The organism is Dietzia sp. SL131, from assembly GCF_026672565.1.
In the GTDB taxonomy this organism is placed as follows: Bacteria; Actinomycetota; Actinomycetes; order Mycobacteriales; family Mycobacteriaceae; genus Dietzia; species Dietzia kunjamensis.
Window position 1 is genome coordinate 2,711,271 of record NZ_JAPPRI010000003.1, and the last position, 15,871, is coordinate 2,727,141.

The 15,871-nt window shown below is 65.1% G+C and carries 12 protein-coding genes and 3 pseudogenes; 7 read left to right on the top strand and 8 right to left on the bottom strand.

Features of this window, described 5'->3' with window-relative positions:
- Positions 1 to 290: 290 nt before the first annotated feature.
- Entirely contained in the window at positions 291 to 515 is a 225-nt protein-coding gene (locus OVA21_RS13665; protein WP_268092619.1) for an integrase core domain-containing protein, read from the bottom strand.
- Positions 516 to 672: 157 nt separating this feature from the next.
- Here OVA21_RS13665 and OVA21_RS13670 point away from each other — a divergent pair, with 157 nt between their 5' ends.
- A complete protein-coding gene (locus tag OVA21_RS13670) occupies positions 673 to 2,082 on the top strand; it encodes an IS1380 family transposase (protein ID WP_069389547.1) in 1,410 nt (469 codons plus the stop codon).
- A gap of 61 nt (positions 2,083 to 2,143) precedes the next feature.
- Here the strand turns inward: OVA21_RS13670 and OVA21_RS13675 are convergent, their stop codons facing one another.
- Positions 2,144 to 2,332: a hypothetical protein gene (locus OVA21_RS13675; protein ID WP_268092620.1), complete on the bottom strand. Its 189-nt coding sequence runs from the start codon at positions 2,330 to 2,332 to the stop codon at positions 2,144 to 2,146.
- A gap of 328 nt (positions 2,333 to 2,660) precedes the next feature.
- On the opposite strand from OVA21_RS13675, the pseudogene OVA21_RS13680 reads away from it, so the two are divergent.
- Both OVA21_RS13680 and istA (OVA21_RS13685) read left to right on the top strand, forming a co-directional pair.
- Positions 2,661 to 3,422 (top strand): annotated as a pseudogene (locus OVA21_RS13680) (transposase); the annotation flags it as partial.
- Between the two features lie 153 nt (positions 3,423 to 3,575).
- Entirely contained in the window at positions 3,576 to 4,700 is a 1,125-nt protein-coding gene (gene istA, locus OVA21_RS13685) for an IS21 family transposase (RefSeq protein WP_268092622.1), read from the top strand.
- A 22-nt stretch (positions 4,701 to 4,722) separates the two neighbouring features.
- Here the strand turns inward: istA (OVA21_RS13685) and OVA21_RS13690 are convergent, their stop codons facing one another.
- Together OVA21_RS13690 and istA (OVA21_RS13695) are read right to left on the bottom strand one after the other, a co-directional pair.
- The gene (locus OVA21_RS13690) at positions 4,723 to 5,490 is read right to left on the bottom strand and encodes an ATP-binding protein (protein WP_006898359.1); all 768 of its coding nucleotides are present in this window, start codon (positions 5,488 to 5,490) and stop codon (positions 4,723 to 4,725) included.
- Positions 5,490 to 7,091: an IS21 family transposase gene (gene istA / locus OVA21_RS13695; protein WP_268092623.1), complete on the bottom strand. Its 1,602-nt coding sequence runs from the start codon at positions 7,089 to 7,091 to the stop codon at positions 5,490 to 5,492. Before istA (OVA21_RS13695) ends, OVA21_RS13690 begins: the two co-directional genes overlap by 1 nt.
- Positions 7,092 to 7,230: 139 nt before the next feature.
- Here istA (OVA21_RS13695) and OVA21_RS13700 point away from each other — a divergent pair.
- Positions 7,231 to 7,775, top strand: a pseudogene (locus OVA21_RS13700) (IS30 family transposase); the annotation flags it as partial.
- An 11-nt stretch (positions 7,776 to 7,786) separates the two neighbouring features.
- On the opposite strand, the gene OVA21_RS13705 reads toward OVA21_RS13700, so the two are convergent.
- Both OVA21_RS13705 and OVA21_RS13710 read right to left on the bottom strand, forming a co-directional pair.
- Positions 7,787 to 8,185 (bottom strand): IS3 family transposase, encoded by a 399-nt coding sequence (locus tag OVA21_RS13705; protein WP_268092625.1) that lies wholly within the window; start codon positions 8,183 to 8,185, stop codon positions 7,787 to 7,789.
- Positions 8,186 to 8,345: 160 nt separating this feature from the next.
- Positions 8,346 to 9,598: pseudogene (locus OVA21_RS13710) on the bottom strand (IS3 family transposase).
- Between the two features lie 537 nt (positions 9,599 to 10,135).
- Between OVA21_RS13710 and OVA21_RS13715 the strand changes: the two are divergent.
- From OVA21_RS13715 to OVA21_RS13725, 3 genes are all read left to right on the top strand, one after another.
- The gene (locus OVA21_RS13715; RefSeq protein ID WP_268092626.1) at positions 10,136 to 10,894 is read left to right on the top strand and encodes a DUF5663 domain-containing protein; all 759 of its coding nucleotides are present in this window, start codon (positions 10,136 to 10,138) and stop codon (positions 10,892 to 10,894) included.
- Positions 10,895 to 11,211: 317 nt separating this feature from the next.
- Positions 11,212 to 13,143, top strand: a complete 1,932-nt coding sequence (locus tag OVA21_RS13720; RefSeq protein ID WP_268092627.1) for a type IV secretory system conjugative DNA transfer family protein — start codon at positions 11,212 to 11,214, stop codon at positions 13,141 to 13,143.
- Positions 13,144 to 13,285: 142 nt separating this feature from the next.
- The gene (locus tag OVA21_RS13725; protein WP_268092628.1) at positions 13,286 to 14,293 is read left to right on the top strand and encodes a hypothetical protein; all 1,008 of its coding nucleotides are present in this window, start codon (positions 13,286 to 13,288) and stop codon (positions 14,291 to 14,293) included.
- Positions 14,294 to 14,412: 119 nt separating this feature from the next.
- Here the strand turns inward: OVA21_RS13725 and OVA21_RS13730 are convergent, their stop codons facing one another.
- Both OVA21_RS13730 and OVA21_RS13735 read right to left on the bottom strand, forming a co-directional pair.
- A complete protein-coding gene (locus OVA21_RS13730; protein ID WP_268092629.1) occupies positions 14,413 to 14,739 on the bottom strand; it encodes a LuxR C-terminal-related transcriptional regulator in 327 nt (108 codons plus the stop codon).
- A 143-nt stretch (positions 14,740 to 14,882) separates the two neighbouring features.
- On the bottom strand, positions 14,883 to 15,734 hold the full coding sequence (locus OVA21_RS13735; RefSeq protein WP_268092630.1) for a hypothetical protein: 852 nt from the start codon (positions 15,732 to 15,734) through the stop codon (positions 14,883 to 14,885).
- Between the last annotated feature and the right edge of the window lie 137 nt (positions 15,735 to 15,871).

Below are 15,871 nucleotides of genomic sequence, written 5' to 3' on the forward strand. Positions count from 1 at the left end.
CCGCGCTCCCCAATGGCCTGCTTCAGTCGGAAAGTGCTCTGTGGACCGGCCAAATTACGAGCTGGCTCGGTGGATATGGCCAGTCATTTCTCCGCGTCCAGGTGGTTGGCGTGCTCCCTCGGCTCATCTTCGGTACCCGTTCTCTGGCCCGCAGCACATATAGGTTACCAATGATCTGTGTCGACGCTGAAGGGACGTGTAACACGCCGAATCAATCGCACTGGGTTGGGTGGAGTCTCTGGTGCGTCCCGGGTTTCACGTGGTTCGGATTCTTTGGATTCCTTGGATTCTCATGCCACTGTGCTGATGCGGTTGCGTTCGAATTCTATTGGGCTGAGCCATCCGAGCTGACTATGCGGGCGTTTGCGGTTGTGCCAGATCTCGAGGTAGTCGAACATTGCGTTGGCCGGTTCGATGCGGGTGTTCCACTTCTGCCGATCAATTAGTTCGAACTGCATGCGGAACCAAAACGACTCGATCATGGAGTTGTCGTAGCAGTCGCCGATACTTCCCATTGATGCCAGCAAGCCCGAGTCACGTGCTCTCTTAGCCTGGATCCACCGATGAGATGAACTTCTAGCGCGGTGTGGGAACGCGAGAATGCCCTTCTGAACTGGCAAGATACGACTTGCTTAAGGTCCGTATCGCCAATTCAAGAAGGGCATCCCGCAGATGCAACTATCTCACACTCTGCCCGTAAGCTTCGCGACGTTCGATGAGCCCAACCTCGTGTCGGGCGCCGGCCTCGTGCCGCTGATGAAACTCGCCGACCGGGCGGGCCTGCACCGGCTCGGTGACGAGCATCTGAGCGTGCCCACCGACAAGGGCTCCAACGGTGGAGTGAAACTGGCCTCGCTCGTGGCCGGGATGGCCGCAGGCGCGGATAGCATCGACGACATGGCCCTGCTGCGCCACGGGGCGATGGGCACACTCTTCGACCGCCCGTACGCCCCTTCGACGCTGGGATCGTTCCTGCGGCAGTTCACCTTCGGCCACGTCCGCCAAACCGATGCGATCGCCTCGCGGTTCGTGCGCGCACTGGCCGAACACACCGGACTGCTCGGTCATGAGTCGGACACCGGGACGGTGATGGTCGATATCGACGACACGATCGTGGAGGTCTACGGACACGCCAAGCAGGGCGCCTCGTTCGGCTACTCCGGGGTACGTGGCCTGAACGCGCTGCTGGCCACGGTCTCCACCGAGCAGGCTGCTCCGGTGATCGCCGCTCAACGGCTGCGCAAGGGCTCTGCCGGGTCCCCGCGAGGGGCTGCCCGGCTGGCCACCGACACGCTGGCACTGATCCGCCGCACCCACCTTCACGGCCGTGACGTGCTGGTCCGAGGCGATTCGGCGTTCTACTCCCACAGCATGGTCACCGCCTGCCTGGCCGCCGGAGCCGAGGTCTCGGTCACCGTACGCATGGACCCGGCGGTCAAACGTGCCATCGCCACCATCGACGACGACGCGTGGACCACGATCAACTACACCGACGCGATCTTCGACGAACACACCAACCGTTGGATCTCCCGCGCCGAAGTCGCCGAGGTCGACTTCACCGCATTCACCTCGAAGCCCAAGAACGACCAGGTGCCGGGTCGGCTCGTGGTGCGCCGTATCCCCGACCTGAATCCCAAGGCTGCAAGTGGGCAGGCGAGCCTGTTCGATACCTGGCGGTTCCATGCGTTCTTCACCACTACATCCGTAGAGCAGTACGACACAGTGGCGGCCGACAAGACCCACCGCGCACACGCGATCATCGAGAACGTCCACGCTGACCTGAAAGCCTCCGCGCTGGCGCACCTGCCCTCGGGCGTGTTCAACGCCAACGCCGCCTGGCTGACCTGCGCCGTCATGGCGTTCAACCTCACCCGCGCCGCCGCCACCCTGACCACAAGCTCGAGCCTGGCACGCGCGACGACCGCGACGATCCGCCGCAAACTCATCAACATCCCGGCCCGGATCGCCTCCTCAGCCCGGCGGCTCCGACTCCATCTACCCGAAAGCTGGCCATGGCAAACAGCCTGGCAGGCGCTCTACGACACCGTCTTCTCCCCGCGCCGGCCCAACGTGCCGATCTGACTCCCAACTCCAGCACCTACGACCAGGAACCAAAGTGGAAAGCCGGGCAGACCGGCGGACCTCACACGCCCTCCATACGGTCACGACCCACGACCATGCCAGCGACCGCCCCGGCTACTTCATCGGTGAATTGAGGCTTAGTAAAGGCCCACGCCCCGAACTGGACGCCGTGGTCGGAATGAATGATCGTCCCTGAATCGGTGCCGTTGCCAAGTCGGCTCTCGATGGCCATCCCGAGTGCGTTCGTCACCAAAGCCGCCGTCGGTGAGGAATAGATCGACCAGCCTGTCGACGACGGGTGAATACTGACCCCCTGGCGACGGGGTGGTTTCTAGCCAACGACGCAACACCGAGTGGTGTTGTGGAGGCCATGATGTCGACGAGACGAGTGAAGAAGGGGCCGGGGCGGCGACCTCTGTCACAGCAGCGGGCGCGGTACATGGCATTGCGGGCGCAAGCCCCGGTGATTCACGGGGATCTGCGAATTTCCGGGTACTGATACACCGAAGTGCTTCCTGAACAGGGGAAACTGGTTCTTGTCTAAGGATCCGGTTCCTCAAGCAGAAAGCACTCGGTAGGTGAAGCGTACTTCGTGGTCGTCCGGTCTGTCCGTTACCGCCGATGGTGTCGGCGTGATTTCCCACGCAGGGGCCATCGCGCCACGTCTTTTGGCTGATCGGGTCGGGCTCACCGCCGAACTGTCGGAGGCCATGGCTCGCCGCCGGTTCATCCCAATCCATGACCGCGGCCGGGTGCTGATCGACGTCGCGACAATGCTCGTTGATGGCGGCGAGGCCATCTCCGACATTGGCGTCCTGCGCCACCAATCCGGCGCTCTGGGCCCGGTGGCCTCGGCGCCGACGGTGTGGCGGACTCTGGACGAGGTCACCGCCGGTAAGCGCAAGAAGATCCAGGTGGCGCGGGCTCGGGCACGGCGGCACGTGTGGTCCCAGCTGCCCGGAGGTGTCCCAGCGTCGACGTGTGCGGGTCGGGACCTGGGAGCCACGATCGTGCTCGATGTGGACGCCACCATCGTGGTCACGCACAGCGAGAAGGAGCTTGCCGCGCCGACATATAAGCGCTCGTTCGGCTACCACCCGATCGGCGTGTGGTGCGACAACACCACCGAGTTCCTCGCGGCGAGTCTGCGGCCGGGCAATGCCGGGTCGAACACCGCCGCCGACCACATCGACGTCCTGGGCCAGGCGATCGCGCAGATCCCCGCCAGTCATCGGCGTGACCTGCTGATCCGCTCCGACGGGGCTGGCGCATCCCATGACCTGATCGACTGGATGACAGAGCAGAACCGCGTCCGTGGTGTCCGCGTACACCCTGATGTGTCGGTTTGGGGACAGGTTCATGTGTAGGTCGGTGTTGTCGGCGTTCCGTAGTTGTTCGCCGAGGTGGGTGGGCCACCCTTGGAGTCGTCTTCCGGCAAGTTGACGATTTCCGAAGGGTGGCCCACCCCCATGATCCTGGATCAGGAGTCCTGGATGAATATCCGACGTTTCAAACAGCTGCATGCCACGGGCATGACGTATGCCGAGATCGGTCGCGAGTGCGGCTGCGACTGGCGCACGGTACGCAAGTACCTGGCCGAGGATGCCCCGACGGCGCCGCCGTCGGCGCCCTCGCGCAAGGGCACACAGAAGGTGGCCATCACCGAGATGATCGCAGCGCTGATCGATGCGATGCTGCGAGCCTGCATCGACCTCAGAGCCACCGTGATCTGCGAGCGTCTCGCCGACGAGCACGACGTGCATGTGCACTATCAACGGGTCAAGACCTACTGCCGCTCCCGCCGCCCCCAGATCCGCGCCGAGCTCGGCCTCGACGAACCGGGAGCGGGGAGTCTGCACCGCCGCATCGCCACCCTGCCCGGGGCCCAAGCGCAGGTCGACTGGGGCGATGAGGGAGATCTGCTGGGCACCGGGGTGCGCGTCTACTCGTTCCACATGACGCTGTCGTACTCGCGGGACCCGTTCTGCTGCTTCGTGACCTCAATGGATGCCGCAACGTTCTTCGACTGCCACCGACGGGCCTTCGACCACTTCGGCGGAGTCCCGGCAGCAATCGTCTACGACCGCCTCAAGACCGTGGTGCGCCGCCATGTCGCCCCAGGCAAGGCAGTCCCGGTCACCGCCGCAGCCACCGCGTTCGCCGGCCACTACGGGTACGACATCGACGTGCTGGCCGCCTACCGGCCCACCGGCAAGGGCCGGGTGGAGCGGCAGGTCGATATCGTGCGCGAGCACGTCGTGGCCGGGCGCCGGTTCCGCTCGGTCGGCGACGCTGATGCAGCGTTCGCCCGATGGGTGAAGATCCGCCGCCGCCAAGTGCATCGCACGCACGGGCAAGTCATCGCCGAAGCCGCCGCGGTAGACCACGCCGCACTGGGCCCGCTGCCGGCCACGGAGTACGAGATCTTCGATGAGCACGTGCGCACGGTGGGCAAGGACTGCCTGATCTCGTTCGAGTCCGACCACTACTCGGTCCCCGCCTCCCAGGTGACGGCGAGGCAGAAGGTCCTGGTCCGCTGGCAGATAGGGCTTGTCGGTACCGCGGGTCCGGCGAGTTGGTACCGCCATTCCGGCGACCCGGAACCGGCCCGTGTGTGAAGCGGGCCGGCACCGTCGGGGGTTACTCCCAGTAGCCGGTAGTGGCTCGGGCTTGGTCGTCGCGCTGTCGGCGCATGTCGACTTCGCCGAGGTTGATCTCGCGGGCGTTGTTGGCCAGGCGGTTGACGATGGAGTCCGCGGCGACCCGGTCAGGCAGCGCCTCGAGCCAGTACGCCGGCCGGGATTGGGAAGCGATCATCGTCGGCAGCCGGTGCTCCCGGTTGGCCAACACGGCGAACAAGTCGTTCGCGGCCTCAGGATCGATGCCCACGGTCAGGAAATCGTCGATGATCAGCAGCTCCACGTCCGAGAGGTCGTTGAGCATCTTCTGGTGGCGGATGCCGTCGCCGCGGGCGATGACCAGCCGCCGGGCGAGTTCGTCCATGCGGGCGTAGGTGACGGTGTGCCCGTTCTGGCAGGCGGCGATGCCGATCGCGCAGGCCAGGTAGGTTTTCCCGCCGCCGGTCGGTGAGAGGACCAGCAGGTTGGTGGGGTCTTGGCGCCAGTGGTGCCCGGCGTAGCGTTTCATCCGCACCGGGGTGATCCCGCGTCCTTCCTGGTAGTTGATCTCCGCGATCGAGGCCTGCGGGATCGGGAACTTCGCCGCTCGGATCAGCTTGTCGATCCGGTGGGCCTGGCGCTGGTCCAAGGCGTCGTCGACGGCGGTGAGAAAGATCTGCTCCGGGGTGAGCTCGTCATTGGCCTCATCGCTGATGAGCTCCTCGAACCGGGTCGCCACGTGCGTGATGCGCAGATTGCGGAACTTCTGGTGATCGATCTCGGTGAACATCACACGCCCTCCCCGCTGCGGCCGCGCGCATAGTGATCGGCCGAGCGCACCTGCACCGCGCCGTCGTCTCGGGCTCCGGCCGGTGGCGGGGGCTTTCGTGTGGCCGCCGCCGGGACCACGGGTCGGGGCGCTTTGCCGTCGGAATCGATGGTGGCCATGACGCGTTTGAGCACGCTGTAGCTGCCGACGCTGTTCTGGTTGAGCAGCACTTGGCAGGCCGCCTCGAGCCGCTGTCGACTTCTCTTGCCGAGAGTTTCGAGAATGTTCTGGCAGTCCAGATAGCCCTGCGCCTCGATCACGTGACGATCCAGGATCTGGGCGATCACCTGCTCGGTGGCGGGGCCGAACCCGCGGGCGCGGTCGGTGAACCACTGCCGCGACCACAGGCCGTCGATACCCTGGTGCTCTTTCGGGGCGTGAGCCAGCACCGTCGAGTACTGGCCCTTGCGGCCGTGGCGCCGCGAATGCTCGCAGACGACCTGGTCACCGTCGAAGAGCGTCACCGACTGCGCGGTCAGGCGCACCCGCAGCAGCTGACCGGCGAAGGTGTACGGCACCGAGTAGTACTGCGACTCGCAGGAGACGTGATAGTTCCGGCCGACCTTGAGTTGCTTCCATTCCACCGTGGCGAACCCGTCGTCGGGCAGGGCCGCCAGCAGCGGCGCTTCGTCGGACTCGAACCTCTCCCACCGGGTCGTACCGTCAGCCCGGCGAATCTGGGTGTTGATCTCGGCGACGCGGTCGGCGATCGCCGCGTTCAGGGCCTCGACGGTGGTCCACACCTCCTCGGCGAGGTAGCCGATGACGCGTTTGTTGACCACTTCCACTGCTGACTCTACGGCTGCCTTGTCGCGGGGTTTTCGGACCCGGGCCGGCACGATCGCGGTGCCGTAGTGGTCGGCCAGCTGCTGGTAGCGGACGTTGACAGCCCTGGCCGCCTCGCCCTGCTTCTGCCGATGAGTGGCGGTGGTCGGGTTGTCGGGCACCACCATCTGCGGTGTCCCGCCGAAGAACGCGAATGCGGCGACGTGAGCGTCAATCCAGGACGGCGATTTCATATCCGTGAAGCCGCGGCAGAACACCGCACCGGAGTACGGCAGGACGGCCACGAACAAGTACAGCTTGGTGACCTCTCCGGTGACGGCGTCGAGGACCTCGAGGGTGTCGCCGGCCCAGTCGACCAGCATCGTCCGACCCGGTTCGTGATGCAGCGTGGCCACCACGTCCTTGATGCGGGCGTGCTCGGCGAACAGGGCGCAGTACTGCGAGTACCCGTACTTCTTCCCGCTTCCGGCCGGAGCGGCGAGATATTTGCCCCAGGCCTGCTGGATGGTGAAGTGCCGGTTGAACTTCATCGACGCCAGCACCCGATCAAAATCGGGCTTGGCGTAGTCCTCCGAGACGCGTTTGCGCCCGTCGGGGAACATCCCGGCGATCTCGGCCGGGTTCATCGACGACGCTTGGCCGGCGGTGATGCCGTACGCGGTGATCGTCTTCTTCACCGCCGCGATCTCCCGACGCGAACACCCGACGGCGGCGACGATCTCGCTGTAGCTATGCCCGGCCAGCGCCAACGTCATGATGGCCTTGTACTCGGCCACATCAGCCTCCTCAAATAGGAAGAAGCGGCGCAGTCGCGCCGCCTCACCCCGAGCAGACCACCCCGCCCGCCCCAAGGAGTACCGAGTCGCCGGAATCGAAGTACCGGATCGCCGGACTAGGCGTACCCACTGGCCCTATCTGCCACAGCCCATGCTCACCATCCATGACCGCCCTTTTGAGCCAGGAGATCGGACCCGATGGGGTCACTGGGAGGGTGACCTGATCGTCGGGACCCAAGGCCGCGACGCGATCGCCACCCTCGTGGAGCGGCGTAGTCGGATGGTCCTCCTGGTGCATCTACCGGCGACGGATTCGACTACCGTCACCCAGGCGATCACCACTGCCCTCGCGGCATTACCTCCGGTCCTGGTGGGCTCGCTGACTTGGGACCAGGGCACCGAGATGGCCAGGCATCTCTCAGTGACCGCGACGCTGGGAATCCCGGTCTACTTCTGCGATCCGCACGCCCCCTGGCAGCGCGGCTCGAACGAGAACACCAACGGCCTGCTTCGCCAGTACTTCCCAAGGGCAGCAACCTGTCCGTCCACAACGCCGACTACCTGGCCGACGTCGCCGACGAGCTCAACCACCGCCCTAGAGTCGTCCTCGACGATCGATCCCCGCTGGAGTACATCACCGACGAACTAGGCTCCGAGGTGTCCAACCGTTGCGTCGTTGGCTAGAAACCACCCCGTCACGTAGGGGTCAATTTTCGCCCGCCGTTGACACAGCCGACGACTCGGCGGGAGTAGACGTCCAGGATCACGCAGCAGTACACCTTGCCCTCGCGAGTCGGGTGCTCCGTAGTGTCGGTGACCCATAGTTGGTTCGGTCCCTGACGTGCGAAGTCTCGCTTGACTAGGTCGGTGGAGATGTCGTCCGCTCTGATGCGCTTGATCTTACGGCGCCCCGAGACGCCCTTTAATTCAGCTCGGCGCATCAGCAGTTCGACCTGGTTGTGGCCAACCTCGACGCCTCTGCCAAGAGTCAGCTCAGCGTGCACGCGCCGAGCGCCGTAGGTACCGCGCGACTCGAGGTGGATCTGGCTGATGAGATTAGTGAGCATCTCCCGGTGTTCGACGCCAGAATCCACAAATTCCGACTCCATAGAACCCGGGACACACCAGACCCTGCCAGCAGGCCCCAGACCCGCCACCTCAAACACTGACATGCGATTCATACAGCCCCTCTTGGAGCTCGCAGGCCAACTGATCGAGGGCGGAATGTCAAGCCCCGGGTTTTGTAGAGGGTGGTTATCTGGCGTCGACGAGGTCGTCGACGGGTTCTGGTGCTGGTTCGACCGCTGCGTGTTGGGCTTCGTATTCTGCGGGTGGGACGTAGCCGATCTCGCCGTGGATCCGGCGGTGGTTGAACCAGTCGATGTACTCGGCGACGGCGATCTCGAGGTCGTCGATGTCTCGCCATGGCCCCTTGTGGCGGTTGCGGATGAGCTCGGCCTTGAACAGCGAGTTGAACGCCTCGGCCATCGCGTTGTCGTAGGAGTCGCCTCGTGAGCCGACCGAGGCCACCAGGTCCTGTTCGGCGAGGCGTTCGCTGTAGCGCAGCGCCCGGTATTGAACGCCGCGGTCCGAATGATGAATCAGGCCGCTCAGGTCGTCGCCGGCGTGGGTGCGCTGCCAGATCGCCATGTTCAACGCGTCCAGCGCCAAGTCGGTGTACAGATTCTTGGACAGCTGCCAGCCGACGACCATCCGCGAGTAGACGTCGATGATGAACGCCGCGTACACCCACCCGGCATAGGTGCGGACGTAGGTAATGTCGGCGACCCACAGTTGGTTCGGGCGCTCGGCGACGAAATTGCGTTCCACCAGGTCAGCGGGCCGTTCGGTCTCAGCCTTCGGGCGGGTGGTGCGCGGCGATTTGGCTCGCTGGACGCCCTTGAGGCCTTCGGCTCTCATGAGGCGTTCGACGGTGCAGCGGGCGACCTGGTGGCCGGCGCGGCCCATCTCCTTCCACATTTTCCGGGCGCCGAACACGTGGTAGTTCTCCTCGTACATCGTGGTGATCGCGGCCGTGAGTTCGGCATCGCGGACCGACCGCGCTGAGGGCGGCCGGGACTTGGCGGCGTAGTAGGACGAAGGCGCGATCGCGGCGCTGGTCTCAGACAGTGCGTCGCAGATCGGCTGGACACCGTGCTCGTCCTTGTGGCGGTCGATGAACTCGACCTTCAGCGCTGTGGACGGTCCAGCTCCGCCGCAAAGAAAGCCGAGGCCTGCTTCAAGATCGTGTTCGCCCGCCGCAGCTCCCGGTTCTCCTTCTCCAGCTGCGCCAGACGGGCGTCACGGTCGGCGGACACCGAGGTGGCGTCTTGGCCCGGGGCCTGGGCTTTGCGGACCCAGGTCCGAAGTGCTTCGCGGTGCACACCGAGCTGCTCGGCGACACGCACGATCGCACCGTGCGAGCGATCAGGGTCGGCCAATGCTTCCAACGCCATCCGCGTCGCGCGTTCACGAAGCTCATCCGGGTACTTACGAGGTGCTCCCATAGCTTTGATGATCCCTTCCCGGGAAATCGATGTCTCCATCAAACCCGGGGCGATGCAGAATCTGCGCGACGGGCAAACCTGCGCACCGCCACCGACGGTTGCGATTCCACATCCACCCTCTCGAGGACGTCTCTCCAGCCCGCAGCAAGCGAGTCCCGACTAGTGGCCGACTCGTACAGCCCCATCGAACCGTCCCTCCACCTTCTGCCAGCCTTCATTGGCTTCCATTTGCGGAACGACACGAAAAAGCCGCGCCATGAGTCAGAGGATCGTGGAAGCGAGATCGGTCCTACTCTTCCAGGCAGCACCCCCTCGGGTTTGTCGTGTCATTATACGCAGTCTCTCGACGCCAGCCCATCGGCAGGGATGCGACCTTCCGAGACCGCATGTCGTTGGCTGTTTGTCAGGCTCCGCTCACGCTTGACTTGTGGCAAGCGTCATTCGAACGGACGACACAAACGGCTATTCCAAGTGCAATGGCCCTGCTCCTCATAGTCTGGGCGCACTCGGGTACTCGCCCCACGCCGAAGGAGCACTGTGACCCTGGACATCATCGACGAACTACGGCGCAGACTGCCCGGAGTGGCAGTGAACGACATCGCCACTCTCGCCGAGCAGGTTCATTCGGAGCTGGAGAGTCGCGTGGGTAAACGTCTAGCAGACGGCCTCACCGACGAGCAATTTCGTGAGTTCGACGAGACGCTGGAGTCCGGGGACGAGGAGGCTGCAAGCCGATGGTTGCAGGTCAACAGACCGGATTACCTAGAGACGACGAGGTCGATCACCAACGAACTCCTGGACGAGGTGTCCGAGCGGATCATCTCCACCGATCCGTCTGCTGCCTGCGACCCGGCGCAGACAGTGTCCACCGATACCTTGTCCAAGCCGCCCGTAGGCCGCAGTGAGGGTGAACGCCTCCGTGACTGGCAACAAGTACGAGGTTTTCTCGAGTCGCGCTTCGAATGCCACCTTGCCAGCGACCGGGCTGCCACATTCTTCTTCCCCACTTCGTCGGGCCGATCTCAGGTGCTCACCGTCCGGAGTTGCACCGCCGATTGGGCCGAGGTCTACACCACGGTGGGAAAGGGACTTGATCAGAGCGCACTGGCCACAGCGCTCCATACGCTGTCCGACTTCGTCGGTGTCGGCGCGGTGACCCACGACGATCTGCTGATCGCCCGACACGGGCTCGCCTACGCCGGGCTCACCATCGAGTCGACACTCAAGACAATCGCCGCAGTCGCACACGCCGCAGACCGCGCCGAGGAAGCTGCGACCGGGGAGGAACTGTACTGATGTCGCCCACCACGACACACCGCGGTGTATTGATGTCTGGGGTTCGCATACTGGGCAGAACGGACGGACCCGAGCTCGCGGAATCAGTGCCCCACGCGCTCGCGTCCATCGCGGCAATCCTGCCCACAGGCGCCATCACCATCCGCACGGGCACCCGGAACGGTGACCCAGACGTCGTCGTCGATATACACGCCGACACCCAACAGGAACCGGCCACCTTCACCGAATCCGTCCTAGAGATCCTCACACCAGTCGCGCAAGTCGAGCCCATATCAACCCAGACTGGCCGCACATCCCCGCCTCGGTCGTGGCCGCTCGTGGCGGACCACCCGGGCCGCCCGGTGGGCTTCGGCGCACCGGTTTCGCAGCCCGCCGCCAGGTGGGGCACCACCGAACCGTGGACCCTGTTCGCGGCACAGACCAATGAGCTCACCGGTCTCCTCGCCCGCCATCCGACCGTCCGGTACGTGGTGACCATCCAGGGCGCCGACCCCGACCGCGTGTCGGAAGAGGAATGGTTGGTGCAGCCACGGTTGGAATGTGACGACGACGAGATCCCCCTCTCCGTACGGGCGGCTGTTCGCCGCGCTTTTCCGGGCTTCCACGTCGCATCTGAACCGGCTGAAGGCGTCGCCCCGCTTCTCGTCGGACGCGACGGCGTGAGTGCGCTGGTGCGGATCCCGGTGGCGATCGGCAGCGGTGTCGCAGGAATGCGGACCGCCCCCTCTGCGGCCATTCCCCTCCAGCGCCTGACCACCTCGGGGCCGGCGTCCCCGGGAGTCGACACTCCCATCCGAGTCGGCGTGGGAGCGTCGCCATCGGGGCACCCCATCGACGTGGAACTCACCGCACGCGAACGGCTCCGGCACATTCACGTGCTAGGGCGCACCGGTACGGGCAAGTCGACACTTGTCGCGTCGCTCGCCCAGAGCATCGCGAACTCCGACGAGGGCTTTATCGTCCTGGACCCCCACGCCACCCTGGTCGACCGCATCCTCGCCGAACTCCCGGACTCCGCAGTGGACCGCACCTGGGTGATCCGTGCCGGCGATACCGCCAACCCCATCCGGATCAACTCCCTCGCGGTGGCCGACGACCAGCTCCGCGAGATGGCGATCATGGAAATCGGCGACATCTTCCAGGAGATGTTCGACCCCAAGAACACCGGGATCGTGGGCCCCCGGTTCAAGGAGCGGGTCTCCCTCTTTCTCCGCGCTCTCCACCTGATCAGCGAGGGTAAGGCCTGCCTCCTCGACGTTCCGATGCTCATGTCGGACACCAAGCTCATTGATGCCCTCAGCTCCTCGCCTCTCGTCGACGATCCCAGGCTCAAGGCATTCCTGCAGAACGAGCCCGCTGTACGGCGATCCGCCGAGTTCGGCGAACTCAATTCCTGGATCTCCTCGAAGTTCAACACCTTCGACGGCACTCCGGCAATGCGCGGAATCCTCGGAACGGGTGAGAACTCGGTGGACTGGGCCGAGGCCATGGACTCCGGCCGCATTATTCTGGTTGACCTGTCCAAAGCCGAACTGGGAGAGACTTCGTCCCGACTCCTGGGGTTCCTCCTCCTGAATTCCATGTGGCTGGCTGCCTTGAGAAGGAAGGGCCGCACACCCTTCACGGTGTTCGTCGATGAGGTGCAGTCCTTCTCTTCCAGCACGCTTCCCGAGATGCTCTCGGAGGGGCGGAAGTTCGGACTGTCAGTGGTTGTAGCGCACCAGTACCTGGGGCAACTCGACCCTTCTCTACGGACCGCCCTCGACGGAAACGTCGGAACTACCGTGGCCTTCGGCTGCGCAGCCTCCGACGCCCCCGAGATCTCCGCGCGCTTCGGCGGAGAGCTACCACCCTCCACATTCGCCACTCTGCCGGCACTCAGCGCCATCACCATGCGCACTGCCGGGGGAGTAGCCCCCACCCCGTTCACGGTGCGCATCGATCACAACGAACGAGTCACTGCATCAGACGGCGAGGGCCGCGGTGCCGAGATCGAAGAGAGGGTGACACGGCAGACCCACCGCGCTCTGGTCGACCCGTACCGCGACGCCGTGAGCCTGTTCGAGGAACCGAGGGCATCGAAGGCGCGCGAACGGATCACCGCATCCAAGCCCTGGCGAACTGCGGCAACGAGTTCCACCTCCTCCGGGCCACCCGGTACCGGGTCCTTCCTCGACGAGTGGCTGGCCAAACGGCAAGAACAGGGCTCACGGCCGGGTCCGACCAGGACCGATGATGCCCCGAATTGACAGAGCCGCGCCTTCGGTCCACGCCGAGAGGGCATCGAGTTCACGCGGTGGCCATCGACGAGCATGTGCAGCAGCGCTAATTCTCGGAGTGCTCGCCGGATGCGGATCACGCGAGACCAGCGTCCCGACGACTCCCGCGGCAGTGGACCAAGCGCGCGCGCTACTCCAATCCTTCTGCGGCGGCGGCCTCTCAGACGCCGGCGGGCCGATCTCGGGAATTAGGATCGCCGGTTCGAGCAGCAATTACGAGCAGTCGCTCGAGCTCGAGCCGGACGTGTTCTACGAAGTCTGCCTGGTGGCGCCCTCCTCCGGGCTTCAGCCGGGGTGGACGGACGACGGGCCCCAAGCAATGATCTCCCTACCCTTGCAGGTGTCAGAGAAGCCAACTGTTCTCGAGACGCGAATCCAGGACTCCTCCGGGACAGTGAGCAACGCGCTCCACGTGAGGACTACCCCAGGAGCCCCCAGTCTGAGTCTCTGGCCATCCACAGCCCTGATACTGGACGGGGAGCGGCAAACAGTGAGCACCGAATATCCAGCGGCCTTGTCCGACGACGGGGACTTCCGAAGTGTCACCATCGGATGCAATCCCGACGGCACCGAACCGGACCGACAACCGGTCTGCGTGACCGCCGCATTCTTTCGGGTATCCGCGCAGCCGGACGCGACCTACATAGCGTCGCTGAAGGGATCGGTTGACGATCCTTCCGCGGATCGGCGGCCCAGCGGAGGGCACTCAGTGGTGGTTTTGAACCGGGAAGATACAGCGGAAGACGGCTCAGCGTCGGTCGTCGTCGACTTTGAGGCGAGCAATAGAAGTGAGATTGCGGTGACCAGACCGCACTTTCAGCTCGTCCTGACGGGGCCGGGGCTGTCTCTACGCCCCGACGAGTGGTCGCTTGGACTGAATCCGTGGCGTAGGCCGACTGGTGTCCCGGCCTCGGACACGACTTTTGTAAGTAGCGGATACCTCGCACCCTCTAGTCAGGTGCTCCTGGCGGCAAACATCCACCTGGACACGTCAGCGATCACCGCGCTCTGCGAGGACGCGATCGTAGCGATTGAGATACGCGCGTTCGCCGACAACTTCCCAGATTCCTCGGACCGGATCCCGATCATCGCTGGACCTGACCTCTGTTCCGCGAGTTGAAGGCCGCGGCCGCCGGTCAGCCATCGCCACCGCATCGCTGACGACCGAAGTCCGCACCCGAGGAACATTCGTGGAGATGGTGACGCCCCTGCGCCCCTTGAGAGGCGCAGGGGCGTAGGTCACCCGGCCAGTAGGTCCACGCCCATGTTCCGCCGGCACCGGTCCGCGAGGTCCAGGATCGTACCGATGTCGACGTGCCCGTCACCCACCGCACGCGATAGAAGGAGCCCCTGCGTCCCCGCCGGAAGCCCCAAGTTCTCGTACCGGCTGCGGGCGCGTGCGATGTAGGTCGACACGGTGCTCTCTGCCAGATAGAGCTCCCGCCCGACGTTCGCCTTGGACATCCCAGCGAACCACAGCGTGAGCACGTCCACCTCGCGTGAGGTCAACGGTGCGACGTGGTGCAGCCCCGGCCGCCCACCCACACCACCGTTCATCCAGTTCATTTCTCCCCCGAACTCTCGACATGTGTTTCGCGGAGCGCGAAACCGTCGCTTGCTCCGATGGAGAGCTCCTGGGAGGGATACGTATCCTAAGGGGCCGCAGAAGGACACGCAAGGGGTGGCCGCGGGGAGCCTGCGGAGGGATCTCAGTCGCGCACCGGAATCCGGCACACGAGCGTCCCCTGGACCAGCAACTCATCGGAGGAGTTGGCGGGGCAACTGTCCGCCGCCGTCGGAGAACGGAACACCGCGACCGTCCGGAACTCCGCCCGTTCGTCGCCGCAGTCCACAACGACCACGCGGTTCCCGCCCGCCGGATCCGGGCCCGCGGAGCAGACGCCCAAGGCGAACACGGATTCCCACGGCTGCAGCCCGGTCCCGACCACCGGCTCCGGGAGTTCCCCCCTGGGTCGCGCAGGATCCTCAGCGTGGGGAGGTGCGTCGTCGTCAGGGGCCGACAACGATGCCGGGGCGTCGACCGTGGTGCTCTCGTCGTCGAGTACCCCCTGGACCGCGGAGACCGCCTTACCCACGCCCCACCACAGGCCGTACCCGACGCCGGCGAGGATGCCAAGTGAGACGAGAACGAATGCGATCAGAACGGCAACGACGGCGAGGGCGACGACCCCCGAATCATCCTTCTCGCCCCTATCCGCATCGCCGCCATCCTCGCGCTCGTCGTCGTGCTCCGGCTCGGGGTCAAGCTCGGCTTCCGGCTCGTCGGACTCTGGAAAATCCTCGAAGTTGACGCCGGGAGCGATCCAGGAGCCAAGAGTGGTCCAGGGATCGTCCTCGTGTCCGTCCTGTCCCCCGTGGTCGTCGCCCTGTGTCGACGGTGCGGAGGCAGCGCCGCCGTCCCCGACGGTCCGGGCGACGGTCTCCCTATCGAGCACCTCTCCAAGCGACTCGAGCTCACTGATCGTATCTTCGCGAGCGCTGGGGGCACCCGCTAGCCAGAGAGTTGTGAGCCGACGCCCGCCCTCGAGTTCTGCGAGCATCCCGTGCACACCGTTGAGGAGCACCTGATCGTCGAACTTCTCCCCGGCCGGAGGCCGGGGCCCCCCGGGTGGCTGCCGCGGGAACGGCTCGCCGTAGACAAGGAATCCGGGGCCAGCGGAATACAGGGCGAACGAGT